The organism is Flagellimonas sp. 2504JD1-5 (assembly GCF_053618295.1).
Window position 1 is genome coordinate 646,311 of sequence record NZ_JBSIOU010000002.1, and the last position, 23,670, is coordinate 669,980.

Consider the following 23,670-nt stretch of genomic DNA (forward strand, 5'->3'; position numbering starts at 1 on the left):
TAATTTTAATCTCATTCATATATTATGAAAAAAGCCATTTTAATAGTCTTTGCCAGTCTGCCTTTTATTTGTATGGCGCAAAAGAAGGTCAAAACCATCAAAAATCCTGTGGGGTGGTACTATCAAATAGCGCCTGAAACTCCATTGGCAGAAAATCTAAAAAACTACCAAATCAATGTTAAGACCGATTTGGATCCCATGGATTTTTGGGACGAGGTCAACTGGAGCATCCAAGTAAACGAGCGTAACCCCTTAAAACGCCGCGCCAAATATGAATCGGACATACAGGACACCATTAATAAATGGGCAGACAATTATTTGGCTTTGAAGGACATGTCCTATACGCGAAGTAACCCGCCCGATTTCACCATTACGTTGCACACAGATCAGTTTACCATGGAAAATGTGCAGACGGACATTGACTATTCCAATCAAGAAAGTCTTTTGGGAGAAATCAATGTTTCTGCAAACTTAAAAGTAGAAACTTCCAAAAAGGAAGTACTCCTGAACGTGGACATCCCTTATTATATAGATGATGAAAATGGCCAGACCAAAAGCTTACGGCTTAAACATTTTGCTGTAAATCCTTCGTTTAAATTGAAGCTTAAGATGACCAAAAAGCCAGAAAAACGTGAGAAATTGCTCAAAAAACGCATCAAAAGGTTTGAGGCCGATATTCTGGAATATTTTATGCAAGAAGCGGGTAAAATCCTCCGTAACAAATATTTGACCCAGCAAGAAAGGGTGATCAGCTGTCTCTTTGGGATAAAAAGCAAAGAATATGATGCGTTGAATACCGTTGGCGAAAACACAGAAACCGCCATCAATTCACTTTCAGCTTTGAGCAAAAAGAAAAGAAAGACCCTCGAAGAGATTACTCCAGACCTACAAAACGCAAGGGATTTCTATACCGAAGCATTGACCAAGGCCACCGACCCGGATGTCCAAGACATTTTGAATCTCAACCTAGCCACCGTGTTGCTCTTGCTCGATGATGTGGATGCTGCAAAATTCCAAATCCAGAACATTCCAGAATTACAGGAACTCGGCAGCAAAACCATTTGGGAAGGCAGTTTTACCTTTTACTTACAAGTTCTTGACCAAGCTATTGGGCTTAAGCAAAAGTATAAGGACAGAGCTACCATTCATGAATTCTAACCTTTGGGCAAGAGAGTTATAAAATATAATCCGTGCTTAAAAAATTGCTCACTTTGGCTTCCAGCAATTGCTCGATGGTCTCATTATTCAGATCATTGTCCTTAAACGCCACAAAAGTCCGAATTGAAAACGAGCGTAGGGCATCATGCACACTTAACGTGGATTGTGCGGAGTCTTTGCGACCCGTAAACGGATATACATCCGGTCCGCGTTGACAGGAACTGTTCAAATTCACCCGGCAAACCAAATTGGCAAGTGTATCAATAAGTGGTGACAGGGTGTACACATCCTTTCCGAACAAACTTACTTGTTGCCCGTAATTGGAGGCGGCCATGTCATCCAAGGGTTCCTCAATATCGGTAAAGGAAACTACTGGAATAATGGGGCCAAACTGTTCTTCTTCATAAACCCTCATGTCTTTGGAAACTGGATATAAGACCGCAGGCCAAATGAAATTATCGGTACGTTGTCCCCCATTTTTATTCTGGACTTTTGCCCCTTTTGCAGTGGCATCCTCCAACAATTCTTGAATATAGTCCGGTTTTCCAGGTTCAGGAAGCGGTGTCAACTGGGCACCATCATCCCAAGGATTACCAAATTTAAGCGCATCAACAGCTGTCGAGAATCGTTTTAAAAATTCATCTTTTACATCTTCATGAACATAAATGACCTTTAAAGCGGTACAACGTTGTCCATTAAAGGATAAAGTTCCTGAAATACATTCTTTTATGGTGAGGTCTAAATCCGCATCAGGTAAAATTATGGCTGGATTCTTGGCTTCCAATCCCAATACCAACCGAAGTCGGTTACTTTTTGGATGTTGGTCTTGCAACGCATTGGCCGATTTGCTGTTTCCAATCAATGCGAGTACATCCACTTTTCCGGTTTTCATAATTGGAGCGGCCACAGCCCTTCCCCTACCGAATAAAATGTTCACCACGCCTTTCGGAAAACTACTTTGGAATGCCTCCAACAATGGGGTAATCAACAACACTCCGTGTTTGGCAGGTTTGAATATTGCGGTGTTTCCCATGATTAAGGCAGGAATCAACAAAGCAAAAGTCTCATTCAATGGATAATTGTAAGGTCCCAAACATAAAACCACGCCCAAAGGTCCTCTTCGGATGTGGGCATACACCCCATCATGCTTTTGGAATTTGGCCGAATTGCGATCCAATTGTTTGTAATCTTCAATGGTATCGTAAATATATTCCACGGTACGGTCAAATTCTTTTCTGGAATCGGGCAGGGATTTGCCTATTTCCCACATCAACAATTTTACCACTTCATCGCGTTTCTCTTCCATTTTTTTGACAAAAGACTGCATGCATTCGATGCGGTCTTTTACTTTCATGGTGGGCCAAACACCTTGACCTTGTGCATAGGCATTTGTTGCCGCATCCAAGGCTTCCATGGCTTCAGCTTCACCCATATCAGGTATGCTTCCCAAAGCGGTATATGCATATTCGTCTGTGGATGATATGGTGGAAATGACCTCAGAGTTTTTGCCATTCCAAACTTTTAATTCACCATTGACCAAATATGTTTTTTGATGAATCTGTTCTTTAATCTGAAATTCTTCTGGTATTGCAATCAGTGTCTGCATAACCTTAATTTTTTAAATAGTTAATCCTTCGGCATTGTCAAATACAGCACAAAACTAACACAAAAAAGCTTGAAAACTCCTTTATTTACAATGGTTTACCTACGCAAACGTTTTAGTGGGACTATTTTAAAAAAAGGAAAGCTCATTGTGATATGAATCACACCAAATATTGAAATAAGTCCGGTTTGTCGTTCAAATAATCCCCAAAAAAACCATTGGATTTCATGCGTCGAATCAAGGGCTCAAGGTCTTCGGATGATTTTAATTCAATCCCAACAACAGCCGGAGCATTTTCCCTACTCGATTTTTTGGAATATTCAAAGTGGGTAATATCGTCATTGGGACCTAGAATATTGGCAACAAATTCTTTTAAGGCACCTGGACGCTGCGGAAAGCGAACAATAAAATAATGTTTTAGATTGCTATAGAGCAAAGCCCGTTCTTTGATTTCCGCCGTGCGGGTGATGTCATTGTTACTGCCACTTACAACACATACCACATTTTTCGCTTTGATTTCATCTTTAAAATTATCCAAAGCGGCAATGGTAAGTGCCCCAGCAGGTTCCACAACTATGGCATCCCTGTTATATAGCTCCAGTATAGTCTGACATACTTTCCCTTCGGGAATAGTTTCCATTTTGTAGAGATGGTCTTTGCAAATGGGAAGGGTATATTGCCCCACTTTTTGAACCGCAGCTCCATCTATGAACTTGTCTATCTGCTTTAATTCGACCACTTCTCCCCTTTCCAAAGCTGTCTTCATGGAAGGTGCACCTGCAGGTTCAATCCCAATGATCTTGGTTTTTGGTGAAAGGGCCTCGACCGTGGCACAGAGTCCTGCGGCCAAGCCACCTCCCCCAACGGCCACGAACACGTAGTCGATTGGTTTTTCTGACTGATTGAGCAATTCCAAACCAATCGTTGCCTGCCCTTCAATAGTTTTTGGGTCATCAAAAGGGTGTACAAAAGTCTTATTTTGGTTTGTACAGTAAACTTCAGCAGCTTTTTGAGCGTCATCAAAAGTGTCTCCTGCCAAAACAACTTCTACCCATTCACCACCGAACATCTTGGTCTGGTCAATCTTTTGTTTGGGGGTTACCATGGGCATATAAATGGTTCCCTTAACTTTCAAATAGTTGCAGGCAAAGGCAACACCTTGGGCATGATTGCCGGCACTGGCGCATACAACGCCTCTTTTTAGTTCGTCTTTGGAAAGTGAGCTGATTTTGTTGAAAGCGCCCCGAATCTTGTAGCTACGAACACGATGCAGGTCTTCACGCTTTAAAAATATGTTGGCCTCGTATTTTTTGGAATAGCGGATACTTCGCTGCAATGGTGTTGGGTCGGCTACTAGTTTAATAGTTTGCGCAGCTTTGTAAATATCCGCTATTTCCGGAAAATATGTTGTCGCTGTTCCTTTCATAAGGATGGTATCAGCGTGGTTTAATAAATATTAAACAATGGGTTTCATTGCTGTCATGGACTCGCGCAACCTAGCTCCTACAATCTCAACTGGGTGCTCGCGAAGCGCCTTGTTCACCGAAATCAGCTTTACATTGTCCACGCCATTGTCACTTCCTTCACCATAATGCTTGCCTATTACGTCCGTCTCAACAGTCTTCATAAAATCGGTCAACAATGGTTTACAGGCATGGTCAAAAAGATAACATCCATATTCCGCAGTATCAGAAATAACACGGTTCATTTCAAAAAGTTTCTTTCTGGCAATTGTATTTGCTATCAAAGGCGTCTCGTGCAAGGATTCGTAATACGCCGACTCTCCGATGATTCCTGATTCCGTCATTGTCTCATAGGCCAATTCCACTCCTGATTTAACAAGGGCTACCATCAAAACTCCATTGTCGTAGTATTCTTGTTCTGAAATTTCATCACTTCCAGCTGGTGTCTTTTCAAAAGCCGTTTCTCCGGTCGCCGCTCTCCAATCCAATAGGTTTTTATCTCCATTGGCCCAATCTTCCATCATTGTTTTGGAAAAATGACCGCTCATAATGTCATCCATATGCTTTTGGAACAACGGACGCATAATGTCTTTCAATTCTTCGGCCAATTCAAAGGCTTTTATTTTGGCAGGATTGGACAGTCTGTCCATCATATTGGTAATTCCACCGTGCTTAAGCCCTTCGGTAATGGTCTCCCATCCGTATTGAATCAATTTTGAAGCGTAACCTGCATCAATTCCTTTTTCCAACATCTTATCGAAACACAAAATGGAGCCCGTTTGCAACAAACCGCATAAAATGGTCTGTTCTCCCATTAAATCTGACTTCACTTCGGCAACAAAAGACGATTCCAATACGCCTGCTTTATGTCCGCCAGTACCCGCCGCATAAGCTTTTGCTTGTGCCAAACCTTTACCTTCAGGGTCATTCTCAGGGTGAACCGCAATCAATGTTGGCACTCCAAAGCCTCTTTTGTACTCTTCGCGAACCTCGGAACCTGGGCTCTTTGGTGCAACCATTATCACGGTTAAATCGTCACGCACCTGCATACCTTCTTCCACAATATTGAATCCATGTGAGTAGGAAAGCGTGGCCCCTTTTTTCATCAAGGGCATCACCGTACTTACCACATTGGTATGCTGCTTATCGGGAGTTAAGTTGATTACCAAATCTGCAGTTGGAATCAATTCTTCATAGGTTCCAACATTGAAATTGTTTTCTTTGGCATTTTTATAGGATTGTCTTTGCTCTTTGATTGCAGCTTCGCGAAGCGCATAAGAAATATCCAAGCCTGAATCCCTCATGTTCAATCCCTGGTTCAATCCCTGGGCTCCACAACCCACAATTACAATTTTCTTTCCTTTGAGTGCAGTTACACCATCGGCAAATTCGCTGGCGTCCATAAACCTGCATTTTCCTAGTTGTTCCAGTTGATCGCGAAGCGACAGTGTATTAAAATAATTTGTCATTTTCGATTTTATATTTAGTGCTATTTTATTGATTTTGAAATTCTTCCAAGATATTCGTAATTGGCATTTTAGCTTTTGTCACGGCTATACGCCCGGAGCGAACAAACTGCATAATGCCGTAAGGTTCTAGTGCATCGTGCATCTCATCAATCTCGTAACGGCGCCCTGTTTTGGCAAGAACAAAGAAATCTCTTGCCACCGTAACAATTTGAGAATTATGCTCTTTAATAATATTTTGGATCTGACGTTCGTCAAACAACAAATCTGATGCTATTTTAAACAATGCAGATTCCTGATAAATGGTCTCGTCATCGGTATGATAGAATGCCTTTATCACCTCGATTTGCTTTTCTATCTGCCCCGAAATATTGCGAACCCAATCTTCTGTTGTAAAAACAACGATAGTAAATTTTGATACATTCTCAATCTCTGATTTTGAGACATTTAAACTTTCAATATTAATGTGTCGCTTTAAGAATATTCCGGATATCCTATTTAGAAGTCCGACATTGTTTTCGGAGTAAACCGATATGGTGTACCACTGTTTTTCCATGCTATTTTAATCTTATGTCTGAAACTGACGCCCCAGATGGAATCATCGGGAAGACATTATCTTCTTTTTCAACTTTAACTTCTAAAAAATAGGGGTCCTTCGAAGCAATCATTTCGCTCACTGCATCCTTTAATTCAGACCGTTGTACAACTCTTCGTGATTTTATATGATATCCTTCCGCAATCTTCACAAAATCGGGATTGGTCATTACGGTGGACGCATAACGTCTTTCAAAGAAAAGTTCTTGCCACTGGCGCACCATACCTAAATGGTCATTATTGAGCACCACTATCTTAACCGGAACATTGTGCTGGAAAATAACACCCAATTCTTGAATGGTCATTTGATATCCTCCATCACCAATTATAGCTACCACTTCTCGTTCCATGGCACCCATTTTTGCACCGATGGCCGCTGGTAGCGCAAAGCCCATGGTTCCCAATCCACCTGACGTAATGTTACTTTTCGATTGTTTGAATTTTGCATATCGGCAGGTAATCATTTGATGTTGTCCCACATCTGTAACCATTACTGCTTTGTGTTCTGAAGCAATATTGATCTGTTCAATTACCTCGGCCATTGTCAAACCATCCTTGACAGGTGTTATATCTTTTTTGATTACTGTATCGTATTCAATTTTGTATTTCTTTTCAAACTCAGCCCGCCAAGCTTTGTATTCGTTTTTATTGATCAAAGGAAGTAACAGTTCCAATGTCTGTTTGGAGTTCCCCAATACAGCAACGTCGGCCTTGACATTTTTGTTAATCTCAGCAGGATCAATCTCAAAATGTATCACCTTTGCCTGCTTGGCATAGGTATCTAAACTTCCTGTTACCCTGTCGTCAAATCGCATGCCTATGGCTATCAGCACATCACATTCATTGGTTAATACATTTGGCCCGTAATTGCCGTGCATACCAACCATGCCCACATTTAAAGGATGATCTGTATCCATAGCAGAAAGCCCTAAAATGGTCCATGCAGCGGGAATCCCTGCTTTTTCTACCAAAGCTTTTAATTCTTCTTCTGCTTCTCCCAAAATCACACCTTGACCGAAAACGATATAAGGTTTTTTGGCATTGTTAATCAGTTCGGCCGCAGCTTCGATAGCTTTTATGTCCGGTTCTGGGACTGGTTTGTAACTTCGAACCCCTGTACATTTTTCATATACAAAATCGAACTCATCGAACTGGGCATTTTTAGTGATGTCAACCAATACAGGTCCTGGTCTTCCTGATCTGGCAATGTAGAACGCCTTGGCCATAATCTCTGGGATTTCGCTGGCCTTTGTAATTTGATAATTCCACTTTGTGACCGGAGTTGAGATTCCTACAATATCTGTCTCTTGAAATGCATCAGAGCCCAGCAAATGTCTGGGAACCTGCCCCGTTATGCAGACCATAGGGGTGGAATCTATTTGAGCATCTGCCAAACCTGTGACCAAATTGGTGGCTCCTGGCCCCGAAGTGGCCATAGCAACTCCCACTTTACCATTAACACGTGCATATCCTTGTGCAGCGTGCGTAGCGCCCTGTTCATGTCTAGTTAGAATATGGGTCAATTTGTCTTGAAACTTATAGAGTTCGTCGTAAACCGGCATAATTGCCCCACCTGGATACCCATAAATTAAATCGACACCTTCGGCCAACAAACAATGTATAATGGCTTCCGCTCCCGTTATGCGTATTGCCGTTTCTTTTTTCTTTTCTGCTTTTTGTGCTTTCAATGTTTCCATAAACCTTATTTAAGGATTATTTGCTCCCAAACTTTGGGAAATATTTTATATTAAATCGGTAACACATCCCTGAGAGGCTGATGATACCGTTTTGGCGTATTTATATAAACTTCCTTTTTTAACTTTTAATGGAGGCTGTTGCCAGTTCTCTTTTCTTTCGGCCAATTCCTCATCTGAGAGAGCCACCGTTATGCTGTTTTTTTCTGCATCGATAGTAATAACATCGCCATTTTTAAGCAAACCTATTGCACCACCTTCTTGTGCTTCTGGTGCAATGTGGCCTACAACAAACCCATGTGTCCCTCCGGAAAATCTGCCATCGGTAATCAGAGCAACATCTTTTCCCAATCCGGCTCCCATTATGGCTGCCGTAGGTTTTAGCATTTCTGGCATTCCGGGTCCTCCTTTGGGTCCCTCATAGCGAATCACCACTACATCTCCTTTATTTACAAGGCCATCCCTGATTCCATCATTTGCTGCAAATTCTCCTTCAAAAACCTTGGCAGGTCCGGAGAAATGCAACCCTTCCTTTCCTGTGATCTTGGCAACGGCCCCATCTTCGGCAAGATTGCCGTAAAGAATTCTAAGGTGCCCGGTTTCCTTAATGGGATTGTTCAAATCCTTCATTACCTGTTGCCCTTCTGTCAAATCCGCAACATCGGCAAGGTTTTCGGCAATGGTTTTACCTGTTACCGTAAGACAATCACCATGAAGCATGCCCTTGTCAAGCATAAACTTCATCACCGCGGGAATTCCACCAACATTATGTAAATCTTCCATGAGATACTTCCCACTTGGTTTTAAATCCGCCAAGAAAGGTGTAGTATCACTGATCTGTTGGAAATCTTCAAGACCAAAATCTATTTCTGCGGCTTTAGCGATAGCCAAAAAGTGAAGCACGGCATTTGTGGAACCACCCAAAATGGTAATTAGCCTAACTGCATTTTCCAATGATTTTCTGGTAATGATATCACTGGGTTTAATATCATTTTCCAATAAGTATTTTAACGCTTTTCCGGAATCAATACAGTCTTTCTTTTTGTGGTTTCCAACAGCCGGATTGGAGGAACTGTAAGGTAACGACATCCCCAAAGCTTCAATTGCAGAGGCCATAGTGTTGGCCGTATACATTCCGCCACATGCGCCCGCTCCCGGACAAGCATTCTGGATCACACTTTTGTAATCGGCTTCGTTCATGGTGCCCGCTACTTTCTCCCCCCAAGCTTCAAAAGCGGAAACGATGTCCAGTTTTTTATCTTTTACGCATCCCGGGGAAATGGTGCCTCCATAAACAAGTACTGAAGGTCTGTTCAAACGAATCATAGCCATTAAAGCCCCTGGCATATTTTTATCACATCCAACAACGGTCACCAATCCATCATAGTTCATTGCCTGCACCACTGTCTCCATAGAGTCTGCAATAATATCTCTAGATGGAAGTGAATATCGCATTCCATAAGTTCCCATTGAAATTCCATCACTTACACCAATCGTATTGAAAATAAGCCCCACCAAATCACCTTGTTTCGTTCCTTCTTTTACATAGGTGGATAATTCATTTAAGTGCATGTTGCACGGGTTACCTTCATATCCCGTACTGCCAATACCAATAAGTGGCTTTTTGAGGTCGTCCTCGGTCAATCCAATAGCGTACAACATGGCTTGGGCTGCCGGTTGTGTAGGGTCTTGGGTTACATTTTTACTGTATTTGTTCAATTCCATTAATAACTTTCTTTCTAATCTAAAATTCTATTGAATTTACTCCAGTATCCAAAGATAGATGTTTCAAATACCCAATAATTTTAACAGTTTGAAGGGTTCTAAATCCATTGACATAAATATCTATGTATTTGACTGAAATTCAATTATTTAAATCATTTTAAAATCCCATATTCATTTAGTTTCAATGCGCATAAAAAAAGCCTGTATCTTGGTCGATACAGGCTTTTCTAAATCAATAACAAGTCTGTATCATTCCCTTAGAGGAATAATAATGACCGTGCTATTGATTACATTGTTTTGTTTCACGCTTCAATAGTACAAAAAAATATTTTAGTGACAAATAGGTTTGGGTATCTTTAGGCCTATGGAAAAAAATGTCACCGAAGCGATACACTATAGGCGATCTGTCCGAATCTTTAAAAGTGATGTGGAACTGGATACTGAAAAGGTGAAAAAGTGTATTGAAAATGCAGTTTTGGCACCAACAAGCAGTAACCTCCAACTTTGGGAATTTTATCATATCACCCAAAAAGACCTTTTAGATAAATTGGGAACTGCCTGTTTTGGGCAAAAAGCGGCAAAAACAGCAAAACAAATAGTTGTGGTGGTCAGTCGCAAAGATTTATGGAGAAAACGGATAAAAGCCAATCTTGAATTTTTAAAATCATCTTTTGGGGATAAACCAAAGGAAGAATACAGCGCTGCGGAGAAATTCGCTTTGAATTATTACGAGAAGATAATGCCCACCGTTTATTTTGACATTTTTGGTATAGTGGGATGGCTAAAATATTTCATGTTCCAAATTATCGGCGTGTTCAAGCCTACTTATCGCCAGGTAAGACAATCGGATATGCGCATTGTGGCCCACAAAAGTGCCGGGCTGGCTGCACAAAACTTTATGATAAGCATGGCCGCGATTGGATATGATACCTGCCCAATGGAGGGGCATGATTCACTGCGTGTGAAGAAAATTTTGGGACTACCAACTGGTAGTGAGGTAAATATGGTCATTGGTTGTGGTGTTCGCGAGGAACACGGGGTTTACGGTCCTCGATTTCGAGTTCCTTTTGAAGAAGTCTACAAGAAATTATAATAGTTTGAAGGTTAAGGAATCTCCTGATTTTTTCTGGGCCAAAGTGCAAATGGCTTCTTCCGTAAGTTGAAGAATTCTAGGATACCCTCCGGTTGTTTGGCCATCTTTCATTAAAATTATCAATCTTCCAGCAGGTGTAAATTGTACGGTTCCAGGTAATGTCCCCGAAGTCAACATGGAACTATGATGTCCGGCTATGAGTTCTGAAAGCTGATAGGCCATTCTGTTATTGGCTTTTGATACGGTAAAAGGTTTTGCAAAGAGTGCTTCCAATTGTTTGTCGGTCAACATTTCATACTCTGGGCCTTTATCCACTTCTATATAATCTTGTTCAAAGTGATTTTTAATCTTCACTTCGGGTATTGGAGCTTCAAAGGCGATGGTCTCCTGAAACGGAATTTCATCTCCGTCCTTGATACATTTCCTATTGGTAACTGGAAAATATTGTGATCTACTTCCTAAGACCTTTTTAGTTTTAAAACCACCTTTGACCGCTAAATAACTTCTAAAGCCACTTTCTAACCTGCCGTAGGATAAAATATCACCTTTGGAAACTTTGATTACTTGATAGTTATCGATTGGAGTATTATTCAGGGTTGCGCAAAGTTGAGCTCCTGTGATACATATATAAGTAGGAGCTTCGAATTGTAGTGTTGGACCTGTCATGGTAATTTCAAGGACAGCGTCGTTTGCATCATTATCCAACATTTTGTTGGCCCATTTTACGGATATTGAATCCAATACGCCCGACACAGGAACCCCAATATGTCTATTCCCAAAACGTCCAAGATCCTGAATGGTAAGAAAAAAACCGGATTTTAAGACCTTAAGCATTTAATGGACTTTTTTCAAGTTTATAAATACCCACCTCGGTCTCTATTTTACGCAAATCATATTCAGCTTTTGATATTTTGCAAAACTGGATTTTATCGCCGACATTCACAAAACACGGATGCTGCTGTTGGGCATCGAAAATTGGAATTGGACAGCTTCCAATAATATTCCACCCACCTGGTGAATCTTGTGGATAAATTCCCGTTTGCATTCCAGCCAAGCCAACAGAGCCTTTAGGCACGGATAATCTAGGTTCTTTGCGCCTGGGGATTTCCAATTTTTCAGGGAGACCTCCCAAGTACATAAAGCCTGGCAAAAACCCGATTCCGTAAACGGTATATTGATTCGAGGTGTGTAGGTCTATAATTTTTTCAGCTGATATGTTCAAGGATTTTGAAACCTCCTCTAAATCCATCGCAAATTCCGAATCATAACACACTGGGATTCGCCATAAATATCGATTACCTCTGTCTTGGGATGCAACCCTGTTGTTATAGCAATCCTTTATAAGAAGTTCAATCTCTGAAAAGTCAATTTTTTCAACATAATTGACCATGGTAAGGGAATTGTATGCCGCGGACATTTCCCAATTGGGCAGGTTCAATTTTTTAAAGCTATGGGTAAAATCCAGAATGTCCTCTAAAATGGATTCATTCACCTGCTTTGGCCATTCGATCAAAACAGCACATTTTCCAAAAGGTTTAATGTTGATGGAATAATTCTTCACTTCAGTTGTATCCCATGATTGGGTAATTGTTGTGAAAGATACGTCAATATTTGCAATGCGGAAGGGGTGTCTCCGTGGACGCATAAAGTATCGACCTGTATTGGAACGGACTTACCGGTAATGGTCCTGACAAAACCTTTGGTTATCATCGAGAGTATATGTTCCAATACTTGATTGGGGTTCTCAAGTAGTGCGCCATCCAATTTTCTGGACACCAAACTTAAATCAGGATTATAGTTCCTGTCCGCAAATGCCTCGTAGATAATTTTAAAATCTTTTTCCATGGCCAACTTGGCAATTTCTGAACCAAATGGCACATATAGATAGGTGCTTTTTCGATAAGACCCAATGGTTTCCAGATACAATTTGGCCAACTCTACATCTTTCGCCACTTGATTGTACAAGGCTCCATGTGCTTTGATATGGTGTAATTGTGCACTTTCAAACTCGAGGGCACGATCAAAGTTTGCCAATTGTTCTTGTATACTGGTTTTTAGATCTTCATTGGAAATGGACATGACCTGTCTACCAAAATTAACCTTGTCTGGATACGAAGGATGCGCACCAATTTTTACGTTGTGGGTTTTGGCCATTCGAATCGTTTCACGCATCGAAGTAAAATTTCCTGCATGACCACCACAGGCAATGTTGCATGAATTGATCAAAGGTAAAAGTTCAGCTTCGTTCCCCACTCCTTCGCCAACATCACAATTGATATCAATCTGCCGCTGCATCATTTAAAATAATCCTATAACCTTTAAAATACTTTTTACTCCAAGAAAAATAGAAAAGCCCACAATAGAAAGTCCAAAGATATTTTGGGCAATGCTGTTTGTATGTTTCCCCATGACCGATTTTTTGTTGACCACCCAAAGCAATAAAATTGCCATTATGGGTAACAATATTCCATTGGCAACTTGTGCAAATTGAATTATTTGGATGGGTTTAATATCAAACGACAGGAATGCAACCCCTAAAATGAGCACAATGGCCCAGGTCAATTTGAATTTCCAATTCTTCATCCCCTTATCCCATCCAAAGCAGCTACTTGCCACAAAAGCTGCGGCCAACGGAGCGGTTATCGCCGATGTGATTCCGGCGGCCAATAAACCTATCCCCATAAAGTATCGGGACATTCTTCCAAAAAGAGGTTCCAACCCCATTGCCATGTCCAGCACGTTTTCCACATTGTTGATGGGCGCCGCAGATGCGGTTATCAATATGGCCATTGACACAAAACCACCTAAAGCAATAGAAAGTATGGTATCCCACTTAACATTATTTAAATCGTTGGCCGATTTCCATTTTTCCTTGGTCAAGGAAGCGTGCAAAAACAAATTATAGGGAACCACCGTCGTACCCACTAGAGCAATTACGGTAAATAAACTACCTTCCGGTAAACTCGGCACAAACATGCCTTTGAATATTTCACCCATGGAAGGCTTGGTGATGATTGAGCTAAGCACAAAACAAACTCCCATTACCCCGACAAGTCCCACAAATACCTTTTCCAAGGTTTTATAACTGCTTAATGCCAATAAAAGGAAGGCAAATACTCCAACTATTAAAGGATAGAAAGGTTCTAATGATCCATTCCCAAAAAGCCCTTGCAATCCTAGGGTTGCTCCACCAATATTACCTCCTTCATATGCGGCGTTTCCTATAAGAATGGCTGCAAGTACAATTCCCAATACAAGATTTCTTATCCAAGGGGCCTTAAGTTCTCCTTTTATCACATCAACAAGTCCTGTTTGGGAGACCACTCCAATACGTCCAGCCATTTCTTGGAGGATAATAGTTGCTATTATGGACACCAATACCGCCCAAATGAGGGCATATCCGAAGTTGACGCCCGCCAATGTACATATTGTAATCGTACCTGGTCCAACAAAAGCGGCGGCCACCAATACTCCTGGACCAATTTTTTTAAACATATGGTGTTTTTTACTTGGTAAAAGTTAATGCCTTTTGGCAAAAATTGTGCGTTTCATCTAAAAAAATGTATTTCGTCTAAAAATGGGGTGTTTTACATCGAGTATTTATACGAATACAAAAATGTGAAAGTTATAATAGTCCCAAATCATATTATTGACCAAAACTTGACCTAGTACTCATGACTTGTAAAGATTGTGAAAAAAGTATCGGGCGTGAGCAATACAACGCATCGGTGGATTCCTTGGGCGTTGCTCTTTGTGAACGACATACCCGACTTATCAAAAAAATAATTTTAGATAACAATACCCCTCTTGAAGCAATTCAACTTTTTTATTCCCTTAAAGAAGCTGGAGCCCACCCTATGTTGGAATGGTGGGATGGAAAAAAATCGGTTGATATTGCCATTTCCAGGGTCAAGCTAAATATTGAAATTGACAAGGATTACAATATGATTACGCATGAGCAGGCCATCAATGACCTTGAAGAAGCCATGCATTCCTTTAAAAATGGGTTTACAACCTTACGTATTCCGCATTTGGCCGTGAAGTATTATCTGGAAGATACCGTGCAGAACATTCTGGGAATCATCACCGGACTAAAAGCAAATATTAAGGCAATCTAGTCTGAAAAGAGCAGTTGCTCAATATCGGTTTCTTTGTACTCCAGAATATTGATTGCGATGGTTCTATCACCAATGTTTTCCAAATCATTGGTATAGTTCTTTCCTTTAAACTCCCAATATTCGGTGTCCCCAGGCTCCAATTTGATCATGCTTATCTTGCCATCCCCATGACGGGTCAATGCCAAACCACCGGTAACACATACCCAGTTATAGTTGGTATTATGTTTTCTGAATGGGATTCGCTCACCTGGCTCAAGACGTATATCCCAGAGCTTTACCGTTTCGTTTTCAAACACTAAACGTTCACCCAATGATTCTTTAATTTCTTGATGAAGTAGCTCATCTATCATTTCTTGTTCCCATGGGTCAAAGTTGCCCACCGGGTTCAATTCCACACATTGCATAACTCAATTCTCTAAAAATGGGGCGCAAATTTACAACCAAAGTAATATTGATGCTCTTTTATTGTAGGATTTAACTTAATTTTTTAATTATTGAAAAAAATGAAGCCAATTTTTTAACGTATTGATTATTAACTATCTAAGAAAATTCTGTTAACCCAACCAACCTTCCCTATCCAAACTTCTATATAATATGGCTTCTGAAATGTGATTTCCGGTTATGCTATCAGAACTTTCTAAATCTGCTATAGTACGGGCAACTTTTAATATTCTATCATACGCCCGTGCGGAAAGATTTAACCTCATCATGGCATTTTTAAGTAATTCTTTTGAAGGTTCATCCAATACACAAAACTTTCGTATTTGCTTTGTGTTCATTTGGGCATTGTAATGCACATTCTCTAAAGTGGAAAATCTGTTGGTTTGGACTTCCCTTGCAGCAACTACCCGATTTCTAATCGAACTACTGGTCTCGCCATTGCTTTCATCGGACAGCTTTTCGAAAGGGACAGGGGCAACCTCAATGTGGATATCAATTCTATCCAGCAAGGGACCTGAAATCTTATCCAGATACCGTTTCATTTCCATTGGAGACGAAGTAATCGGAGCATCGGGGTCATTGAAATAACCCGAAGGACTAGGGTTCATACTCGCCACCAACATAAAACTGCTTGGGTAGGTCACTGAAAATCTGGCCCTGGAAATCGTTACCTCACGATCTTCCATCGGCTGACGCATTACTTCAAGAACTCTTCGTTCAAACTCCGGTAATTCATCCAAAAACAACACCCCATTATGTGACAAAGAGATTTCCCCGGGCTGTGGGTAACTGCCACCGCCAACCAAAGCAGCACTACTAATGGTATGATGAGGACTTCGGAAAGGTCTTTGGCTCATTAATCCAACATTCTTTAGTTTGCCTACAACACTGTGGATTTTTGTAGTTTCCAAGGCTTCATGAAGCGTCATTGGTGGTAAAATGGAAGGCAATCTCTTGGCCAACATGGTTTTGCCTGCTCCAGGTGGGCCTATCAAAATAATGTTGTGTCCACCTGCTGCCGCTATTTCCATGCAACGTTTTATGCTTTCTTGGCCCCTTACATCGGAAAAGTCAAACTCGGGAAAATTGAGGTGTTTATAAAATTCAATTCTTGTATCCACTTTGGTTGGAGTAAGCCTTTTTCCCTTGTCAAAATAATCAATTACCTCTCTTATGTTTTCCACTCCAAACACCTCTAAATCGTCCACGACGGCAGCTTCCATCGCATTTTGTTTAGGGAGTATAAACCCTTTGAAGTGCTCTTCTCTGGCTTTAATAGCTATGGGCAAAGCTCCTTTTATAGGTTGCAAGCCTCCATCCAATGAAAGTTCACCCATGATGATAAACTTATCAATGTCGTCAGATTTGATTTGATTGGATGCCGATAAAATTCCCAATGCTAAGGTCAGGTCGTAAGCCGAACCTTCTTTCCTAAGATCGGCTGGCGCCATATTAATGGTTATCTTCTTTCCTGGGATTCGAAATCCATTATTTTGAAGAGCAGCAGCAATACGATAATTGCTTTCTTTAATGGCATTGTCAGGCAGGCCAACAAGGTGGTACCCTATTCCTTTATCAATATTGACTTCAACCACAATGGTCTGGGCCTCGATACCAAAAACTGCGCTACCATAAATTTTTATGAGCATAGTAAGAAAAGTTCGGTTAACTATGCCCAAAAAGTAGGGCAGTATTATTTAACCACGAACCTTTCTTTGATGGATACCGGGTTTCCATTTGACGTAAACCCTTCTACAACCAACTCGTATTCCCCAGGTACATCTGAAGTATAGAAAATCACCTCTTCCTTTCCACTGGAAACATCAAGTTTGGGGTTCCAAAGTAATTGATAACGAAAATCCGGAACCCTACCATTACTTTTGTCACCATCATACACCTGATTGAAGTACATTTTTTGAGGTTGTGGCTTAAATAGCTCAACGTTTTGAATGTGTGGGGCATAAAAATCATTGTAAAAGTCGCCTTCGATGGTTTTAAAGAACAATACGCCTTGAAAAGTCTGTGAACCTAACATTACTTTATCCCTTGAAAAGCTGATCCTTTCAATTTTTTTAGCGCTGTAATCCATAAAGTCCTCATGCCGTTTTATAAAAAGACCGTCAACAAAAACCATTGGCAACAAACTAAGGTCAGTAAAACCCACCTCTGGTCTTATTTCGAATACCCTATCACCACTATTTAATCTTCTGACAGAGACTTGGTCAACCACTTCTACAATAGTTTCTTGAATACTGTTGAATCGGGTATAGTCATCTAAATTGTAATTTGCTGCATAGTCTCGATAATAAGGGGCTCTATGCCTTGCTGGGAGAATAGAATCTGATCTTCGTTCCTTATATGCATTCTCAATTTGGTTTTGAATGCTTTTCTCAAGGATATAATCCTTCATTTTTTTAGAGAGTTTGAAATCTGTATGACCAACATTTTCCAAGTTAAGGTCATGGGAATCCAAGATGACCTCAAACTGATCCCAGTTATCGGAAAGTACTTGAAGTGCTGCATTTACATTGTCATATTCCCTTTCAGCGATGAATTTAAAACGGCCATTTACATCTGAAGTGGCTACTTTAAGCAAAAAGTTATCTCCTGGCATAGAAAGTGAAATGCGCGCTCCTTCTTCAGGGTTTTTGGTTTCTTTGTTTACAATAACTCCAGAAATCACTTCACCCCTTAATTCAGGCAATCGCTTCACGGCTGTCCTGTTTGCTGAGCTATTAATCCCTTTGAGAATATAATTATTGAAAAAGGACATGGAAGAAATTTTTTCTGGAGATGGGATGGGGTCTATCTTTCTTACTGAAATCGCATAATCTCCCTGTTGTGCCGCCAGATTTTCCGCAGAAACATTCGCAACCATTTTTTCTCTTTTCCCGACTTCGGATTTATCAAGATCCAAATTCAAAAAAGCACTGCTAACAGCTTTAAACTTTGGAAGATCCATTGGTTTTGACGCTAAAGCAGCCATTGCTTCCTGCACGGAATCCAACTTGGGCTCCAAATAAGAATCTGAAGTAACTTGATATGGGTTTATTATATGGATATCGGTTTGAAAAAAACCAGCATCTTCAAAGTTTTTCATCCATTCTGAATAGCCAAGTAACTTATAACTTCCGGTAGGTATTGCTGTAGGAATAAAGAAATCTCCATATCCCGAACCTTGATCTAATCGTACTTTATGAGTGAACACAGGCCTCCCATTTTCATCAACAAGTGCCACGTAAGCTATTTTGCTTATTTCACTTGCAACCTTGGTGCTCTTATTTATACAGTGTAGCTTATATCTAAGGTATTCTCCTGAAAACAATAAGGATTCGTTATGGTGAACATACACATGCTCTTTTGGCAAGTTGCTGAAAGAATTTGCATCTCCTATATTGGAAAACTGACCAAAAGTGATCATTGAACTCAATAACAACGCTGCTAATACGATACTACTATTTTTCATAATTCAAATTTATTCAATCCAAAATTCAGGGACTTCCGAAGGGCCCAAAATGGTGCAGTCTCCACAGACCTGTGGCACTGTTATGTATGGACCACTCGTATATGAGCCAAATTCCCCGTCATTATCTTTTATATATTTAATCAAATCCCATCGAATCAGATCCAACAGTCCATTAAATGGGGCAGATTCCTCACATGGGTCTATGTAAGGCGGTAAGGATTCTCCTGGATAAAAATCTTCATAATTGAAGAAAATTCGTTTTTCTTCCACCGCCACCACATCAAAAAAACCTAACACTTTGTCATTAGCATTATCTTCGGACACAATATTGCCCTGCAAAAAACCGGGTTGGGTCTCGGAAAAAAGACTCTCACTGGCAGAAAATTCATTTAAGGTCTCCAAAAACGAAAATGCTTCCAAGGTGTGGGTATATTGTCGTACCAAAATGCTATATCGATGTGATAGGATGTAATCGTCACTGTTAATAAAGCGGATAGGAAAATTGGATATCCTACCTGCTTCAAAATCTTCTGTATCAGTAAGAATCAGGTCAGTTGACAAATTTGATGGGTAACACACCCGTTCTTCTAATGGTCTCTCTACTATTATTACGCTTGGAGGAACTGTTTCCATAACTTCCAGTTCCTGTGGTATCCATCGAGGTGCTATTACCTTGTAGGTTTCCTCATATTCGTACCTATAAAAATTAGTGCTTTCTGAAGGGTTCGAGGTATTCACAAAAATTCCCATACCATCTTCACCAAAATCATTGGTGACCCGTTTGGCGTATAAACTGTCCAATTGGCTGGTATTGGGCAACTGCATTACTGAAGAGCTGTACCGCTTGCCTGACGCCGATGTAATCAACAATTGATAATCCGTGTCCGGGGCGGCAGCAAACGGCGCATTGGAACGATAGTTTCCAGAACTTGTTTCCTCAAATGCATAGTTATTGCCTTTATTATCCATAACTACCACGGAAGCTCCAGATTCTCCGGATGGTCCATCATCCTGGAATCTAAAGGTTCTGGTTAAATTTATCTCTTGTTGTTTCATTTCATCTGTTATTGTGGCATCTACCACAAAAGCGTCTTCAAATTCAATAAATTCAGTTTCAAACGGTTCAATACAGCCTCCTAATGTTCCCAGAATTAGAACAGTAAGAATGGCTCTATATTTGGTAAATACCTTCACTCAATCCAAAATTCTGGGACTTCTTTAGGTCCCAACACACTACAATCTCCACAGACACGGGAAACAATAAAATATGGTCCTTCTCCTAGCTGCATATCATCATTATCTCCAGCATAAACTCCAGCTCTTACTTCAATTATAGGTCTTACAATACAGCCCCCAAAACTTGCAAGTGGAGGTGCACTTGGGTTACAAGGTTCTACATACGGGGGTAATGGTTCTCCAGGGAAAAAATCATCATAATTAAAGAAAATCCGCTGTTCGGAAACTGTACTTACATCAAAAAAGCCCAAAACCCGTTCTTCCTCTGAATCTTTTGAAAAAACATTCCCTTGCAGAAATCCGGGTTGAACCTGGGAAAACAAACTTTCAGAACTGGAAAGCTCGTTCAATCGTTCGAAAAAGGTGAAAGCTTCGTTGGATTGTACAAACTGTCGCACCAAAATGCTATACCTATGGGATATGATGTAGTTGTCCCTTGGAACAAACCGTACCATAAAATTGCTTACCCTATCTTCGTTCAAATCTTCGGTGGAAGTTAGAATGATAGTGTTGGAACTATCCGTTGGATAACAGGTTTGCTCATTGATTTCATTATTTACTTTGACAACACTGCATCCACTATCTGGCGCAGGATCACCGATCAACATAGTTGGGTCCCAACTTGGTGCTATCACCTTATAGGTCTCCTCATATTCATATCGATAATTTCTTGAATTATCCTCAGGATCAAAACTATTGACCCGAATAGCCATCCCCTCAATACCGTCATCGTTGGTGGTTCGCTCTGCGGACACTTCACCTATGTTGGTTCCCAATGAAAAGGGTACGGAACCTGAACCATAATTTCTCCCATTTTGGGTGGTAATCGAAAGTTCATAAGCCATTCCGTCCTGAGCGGCAAAGGCCTGCTGCGACAAGTAAACTCCGCTTCCAGAATCTTGAAATATAAACGTATTGCCAGATGAATCGCTCACACTTACATCGGCATTTGATTCAGCTGTAGGGCCATCTACTTCAAATTCATACGTCCGAGAAAGTACTATTTGCTGTTGTTTGAATTCATTGGTAATGGTTGCCTCAATAACAAGTGCGCTTTCAAAATCAATGAAAGTGGTCTCAAATGGTTCAATACAACCACAAAATAAGATGCTTGTTATGATAAAAAATGCTTTTTTCAAATTTGTTTCAAAATTCATTGTTACTACTTTGCAACCTTACTCTTCAATCCAAAATGCTGGTGGAGTCGGGTTTCCTATTTCAGAGCAATCTCCACAAACATTAGGCACCGTTAAAAAAGGCCCTTCTCCTGGTCCTGGAGTTTCATTTAAATCAACATATCCCACCAAACCCAATTCTACCTGGGTACTCAAAACACATCTTGGAGGGACTGATCCGGATACCAATGGTGGTGAGTTTATCGCACATGGGTCAACATAGGGTGGCAATTCTTCCCCAGGATACAAATCTTCATAGTTAAAAAATATGCGTTGTTCAGTTACCGAAGCTACTTCAAAATAGCCGAGTACTTTCTCATTTCTATCTATATCGGAAAAAACATTTCCTTCTAGGAATCCGGGTTGTGTCTCAGAAAACAAACTTTCATTTCCGGAAAACTCATTCAATGTTTCGTAGAATGTGAAGGCCGCATTGGATTGAACCAGCTGGCGAACCAAAATGCTATACCTATGGGATATAATGTAGTTATCACTAGAAATAAACCTGACCATAAAATCATCTACTCTATCCTCCGCTAAATCAGAAGTGTTGGTCTGTATAATGGCATTGGATAAATCCGTTCCAAAACATATCTGCTCTGATCTAACATCTGGTATCGCCCTAACGTCGCATAGGCGTGTTTGTTCTTCCAAAGGCACTTTTTCCAAGTCAGTTGGCGTCCAGAAGGGAGCAATTATCTTAAAAGTCTCTTGATACTCATAACGGTAGTTCACAGAACTTCCTGTTGGATCAAAACTATCCACCAAAATGGCAACACCATCGATGCCCTCATCATTGGTAATCCTTTCTGCCCGAACTTCATCAATTTGTGTTTTGGAAGGCAAAACCATCGCATCTGATGAATAAGTTCTCCCGTCCTGGGTCTCTATTAGCAGTTGATATGTTGTATTTGGCTGCGCTGCAAACGCCATCATTGACCTATAAACCCCAGGTGCAATCTGTTGAAAAACAAAGGTATCGCTTCCACCAGTTACGCGTACATTGGCATTGGATTCCGGGGTGGGTCCATCAGCCTCAAACTCAAAAGTCCTTGTAATAAACACCTGCTGCTGTTCCATTTCATCCGTAATGGTAGCTTCGATAACAATTGCACTTTCAAAATCAGTGAAAGTAGCTTCGAAGGGCTCAATACAGCTAGAAAGCAATGCGAATACGAAGTATAATTTTATGTTAGTGAATATTTTCATGTTCTTATTCTATCCAAAATTCCGGAACTTCTATTTTACCTAATACCGTACAATCGCCACATACCCTGGGAACCACAATAAAGGGTCCTCCATCTGATTGTGGTCCAATATAATTTTCATTATCCACCACATATCTTATTAAGTCAAGATCAACCAAGGATGCCAAAATGCAACGTGGTTCGGGTCCGTGACCAGCGGCTACTTTTGGTTGTGATCGCTGGCATGGGTCTGCATAAGGCGGAAGGTCTTCCCCAGGAAAAAAATCGTCATAATTAAAAAAGATTCTTTTTTCGGAGATGGAAGCAACATTAAAATAGCCTAAAACATTATCGCCACCGTCAGTATCTGAATGAAGATTCCCTGTCAAAAAACCGGGTTGCGTCTCTGAAAAGAGACTTTCGGAGCTCGAGAATTCCTTTAATCGGTCATAAAATGAAAATGCTTCATTGGATTGTACATGTTGCCGCACCAAAATACTATAGCGGTGAGATAAAACATAGTTGTCCCTGTTCACGAACCTGATCATGAAACGTTTCAATCTATTCTGTTCAAAATTTTCGGTGCTGGCCAGTATAATTTCATTCGAAATCCTTGTACCATAGCACACCCTTTCCTCCCGCTCACGATCCACCTTAATGGTTAAAGGGCAAACCGGCTGGGGTGTATTTTTCAAGGCAACGGCATTCCAATCTGGAGCAATGACCTTATATGTTTCTTCATACTCGTACCTGTAGTTTTTGGCCTGACCTTGCTCATCAAAATTATCGATAAAAACTCCCATCCCTTCTTCTCCTGTGTCAGTAACGATTCGTTCAGCATACAGACTGTCCAAGGCCGAACCGGTGGGTAAACTAGTATTGTCCGAACTATAGTTGCTGCCGTTGCTCATCGCAATCTTTAGTTGATAGTTGACATTGGGTTGCGCTTGAAAAGGTGCGAGTGAAGTATAAACTCCGGGTGCTGATTCATTGAACACGTACTCATTGTTGGAATCATCCAATATTCTTACCTGCGCATTGGTCTCCGGTGCTGCAGCTTCATCATCAAATGTAAAGGTCCGGTTCAAGTATATGGTTTGATGTTTCAATTCATTGCTTATGGTAGCTTCAACCACCAGCAAATCTTCAAAGTCGTTTATTTTTGGTTCAAATTCCTCCACACACCCCATGCAAAGGGCCAAAATGCCATTTGTTGCCAAAATGAACGGGTATTTCCTTTGCAGCATCATG

At 40.7% G+C, this 23,670-nt stretch carries 20 protein-coding genes; 3 read left to right on the forward strand and 17 right to left on the reverse strand.

The features are described from left to right. Positions 1-24: 24 nt before the first annotated feature. Entirely contained in the window at positions 25-1,158 is a 1,134-nt protein-coding gene (locus ACULLG_RS12355) for a hypothetical protein (protein ID WP_452127105.1), read from the forward strand. 16 nt (positions 1,159-1,174) lie between these two features. Here the strand turns inward: ACULLG_RS12355 and ACULLG_RS12360 are convergent, their stop codons facing one another. From ACULLG_RS12360 to ilvD, 6 genes are all read right to left on the reverse strand, one after another. Next, positions 1,175-2,764, reverse strand: coding sequence for an NADP-dependent glyceraldehyde-3-phosphate dehydrogenase (locus tag ACULLG_RS12360; RefSeq protein ID WP_452127106.1), 1,590 nt, complete (start codon positions 2,762-2,764; stop codon positions 1,175-1,177). Positions 2,765-2,921: 157 nt separating this feature from the next. Continuing rightward, entirely contained in the window at positions 2,922-4,187 is a 1,266-nt protein-coding gene (gene ilvA, locus ACULLG_RS12365) for a threonine ammonia-lyase IlvA (RefSeq protein WP_452127107.1), read from the reverse strand. Positions 4,188-4,217: 30 nt separating this feature from the next. Further along, complete coding sequence (ilvC, locus tag ACULLG_RS12370; protein WP_452127108.1) at positions 4,218-5,693, reverse strand: ketol-acid reductoisomerase; 1,476 nt, start codon at positions 5,691-5,693, stop codon at positions 4,218-4,220. 25 nt (positions 5,694-5,718) lie between these two features. Beyond that, a complete protein-coding gene (ilvN, locus tag ACULLG_RS12375; RefSeq protein ID WP_452127109.1) occupies positions 5,719-6,246 on the reverse strand; it encodes an acetolactate synthase small subunit in 528 nt (175 codons plus the stop codon). A 1-nt stretch (position 6,247) separates the two neighbouring features. Continuing rightward, positions 6,248-7,981 carry a biosynthetic-type acetolactate synthase large subunit gene (gene ilvB, locus ACULLG_RS12380; RefSeq protein ID WP_452127110.1) on the reverse strand — a complete coding sequence of 578 codons (1,734 nt, stop codon included), beginning with the start codon at positions 7,979-7,981 and terminating at the stop codon, positions 6,248-6,250. A 45-nt stretch (positions 7,982-8,026) separates the two neighbouring features. Then, a complete protein-coding gene (gene ilvD, locus ACULLG_RS12385) occupies positions 8,027-9,703 on the reverse strand; it encodes a dihydroxy-acid dehydratase (protein WP_452127111.1) in 1,677 nt (558 codons plus the stop codon). A 364-nt stretch (positions 9,704-10,067) separates the two neighbouring features. Between ilvD and ACULLG_RS12390 the strand changes: the two genes are divergently transcribed. Beyond that, positions 10,068-10,796: a nitroreductase family protein gene (locus tag ACULLG_RS12390; RefSeq protein ID WP_452127112.1), complete on the forward strand. Its 729-nt coding sequence runs from the start codon at positions 10,068-10,070 to the stop codon at positions 10,794-10,796. Here ACULLG_RS12390 and ACULLG_RS12395 read toward each other — a convergent pair. Genes ACULLG_RS12395 through ACULLG_RS12410 form a run of 4 tightly spaced genes read right to left on the reverse strand, consistent with a single transcriptional unit; the run spans position 10,791 to position 14,291 of the window. Beyond that, a complete protein-coding gene (locus tag ACULLG_RS12395; RefSeq protein ID WP_452127113.1) occupies positions 10,791-11,630 on the reverse strand; it encodes a 5-oxoprolinase subunit C family protein in 840 nt (279 codons plus the stop codon). The genes ACULLG_RS12390 and ACULLG_RS12395 overlap by 6 nt on opposite strands. Continuing rightward, entirely contained in the window at positions 11,623-12,357 is a 735-nt protein-coding gene (gene pxpB / locus ACULLG_RS12400; RefSeq protein ID WP_452127114.1) for a 5-oxoprolinase subunit PxpB, read from the reverse strand. The genes ACULLG_RS12395 and pxpB overlap by 8 nt, the downstream gene beginning before the upstream one ends. Next, a complete protein-coding gene (gene pxpA / locus ACULLG_RS12405; protein WP_452127115.1) occupies positions 12,354-13,091 on the reverse strand; it encodes a 5-oxoprolinase subunit PxpA in 738 nt (245 codons plus the stop codon). The genes pxpB and pxpA overlap by 4 nt, the downstream gene beginning before the upstream one ends. 3 nt (positions 13,092-13,094) lie before the next feature. Then, the gene (locus ACULLG_RS12410; protein WP_452127116.1) at positions 13,095-14,291 is read right to left on the reverse strand and encodes an Nramp family divalent metal transporter; all 1,197 of its coding nucleotides are present in this window, start codon (positions 14,289-14,291) and stop codon (positions 13,095-13,097) included. Positions 14,292-14,470: 179 nt separating this feature from the next. On the opposite strand from ACULLG_RS12410, the gene ACULLG_RS12415 reads away from it, so the two are divergent. Then, a complete protein-coding gene (locus ACULLG_RS12415) occupies positions 14,471-14,914 on the forward strand; it encodes a hypothetical protein (RefSeq protein ID WP_452127117.1) in 444 nt (147 codons plus the stop codon). Here the strand turns inward: ACULLG_RS12415 and ACULLG_RS12420 are convergent. From ACULLG_RS12420 to ACULLG_RS12450, 7 genes are all read right to left on the reverse strand, one after another. Next, a complete protein-coding gene (locus ACULLG_RS12420; protein WP_452127118.1) occupies positions 14,911-15,318 on the reverse strand; it encodes a hypothetical protein in 408 nt (135 codons plus the stop codon). The two genes, ACULLG_RS12415 and ACULLG_RS12420, sit on opposite strands and share 4 nt — an antisense overlap. A 150-nt stretch (positions 15,319-15,468) precedes the next feature. Further along, complete coding sequence (locus ACULLG_RS12425) at positions 15,469-17,004, reverse strand: YifB family Mg chelatase-like AAA ATPase (protein ID WP_452127119.1); 1,536 nt, start codon at positions 17,002-17,004, stop codon at positions 15,469-15,471. Between the two features lie 44 nt (positions 17,005-17,048). Then, positions 17,049-18,821: a hypothetical protein gene (locus tag ACULLG_RS12430; RefSeq protein WP_452127120.1), complete on the reverse strand. Its 1,773-nt coding sequence runs from the start codon at positions 18,819-18,821 to the stop codon at positions 17,049-17,051. Positions 18,822-18,830: 9 nt separating this feature from the next. Then, the gene (locus tag ACULLG_RS12435; protein WP_452127121.1) at positions 18,831-20,015 is read right to left on the reverse strand and encodes a DUF4249 domain-containing protein; all 1,185 of its coding nucleotides are present in this window, start codon (positions 20,013-20,015) and stop codon (positions 18,831-18,833) included. Further along, the gene (locus tag ACULLG_RS12440) at positions 20,012-21,214 is read right to left on the reverse strand and encodes a DUF4249 domain-containing protein (RefSeq protein WP_452127122.1); all 1,203 of its coding nucleotides are present in this window, start codon (positions 21,212-21,214) and stop codon (positions 20,012-20,014) included. The genes ACULLG_RS12435 and ACULLG_RS12440 overlap by 4 nt, the downstream gene beginning before the upstream one ends. Before the next feature lie 18 nt (positions 21,215-21,232). Further along, the gene (locus tag ACULLG_RS12445; protein ID WP_452127123.1) at positions 21,233-22,441 is read right to left on the reverse strand and encodes a DUF4249 domain-containing protein; all 1,209 of its coding nucleotides are present in this window, start codon (positions 22,439-22,441) and stop codon (positions 21,233-21,235) included. Positions 22,442-22,445: 4 nt separating this feature from the next. After that, the gene (locus ACULLG_RS12450; RefSeq protein WP_452127124.1) at positions 22,446-23,669 is read right to left on the reverse strand and encodes a DUF4249 domain-containing protein; all 1,224 of its coding nucleotides are present in this window, start codon (positions 23,667-23,669) and stop codon (positions 22,446-22,448) included. Position 23,670 lies beyond the last annotated feature (1 nt).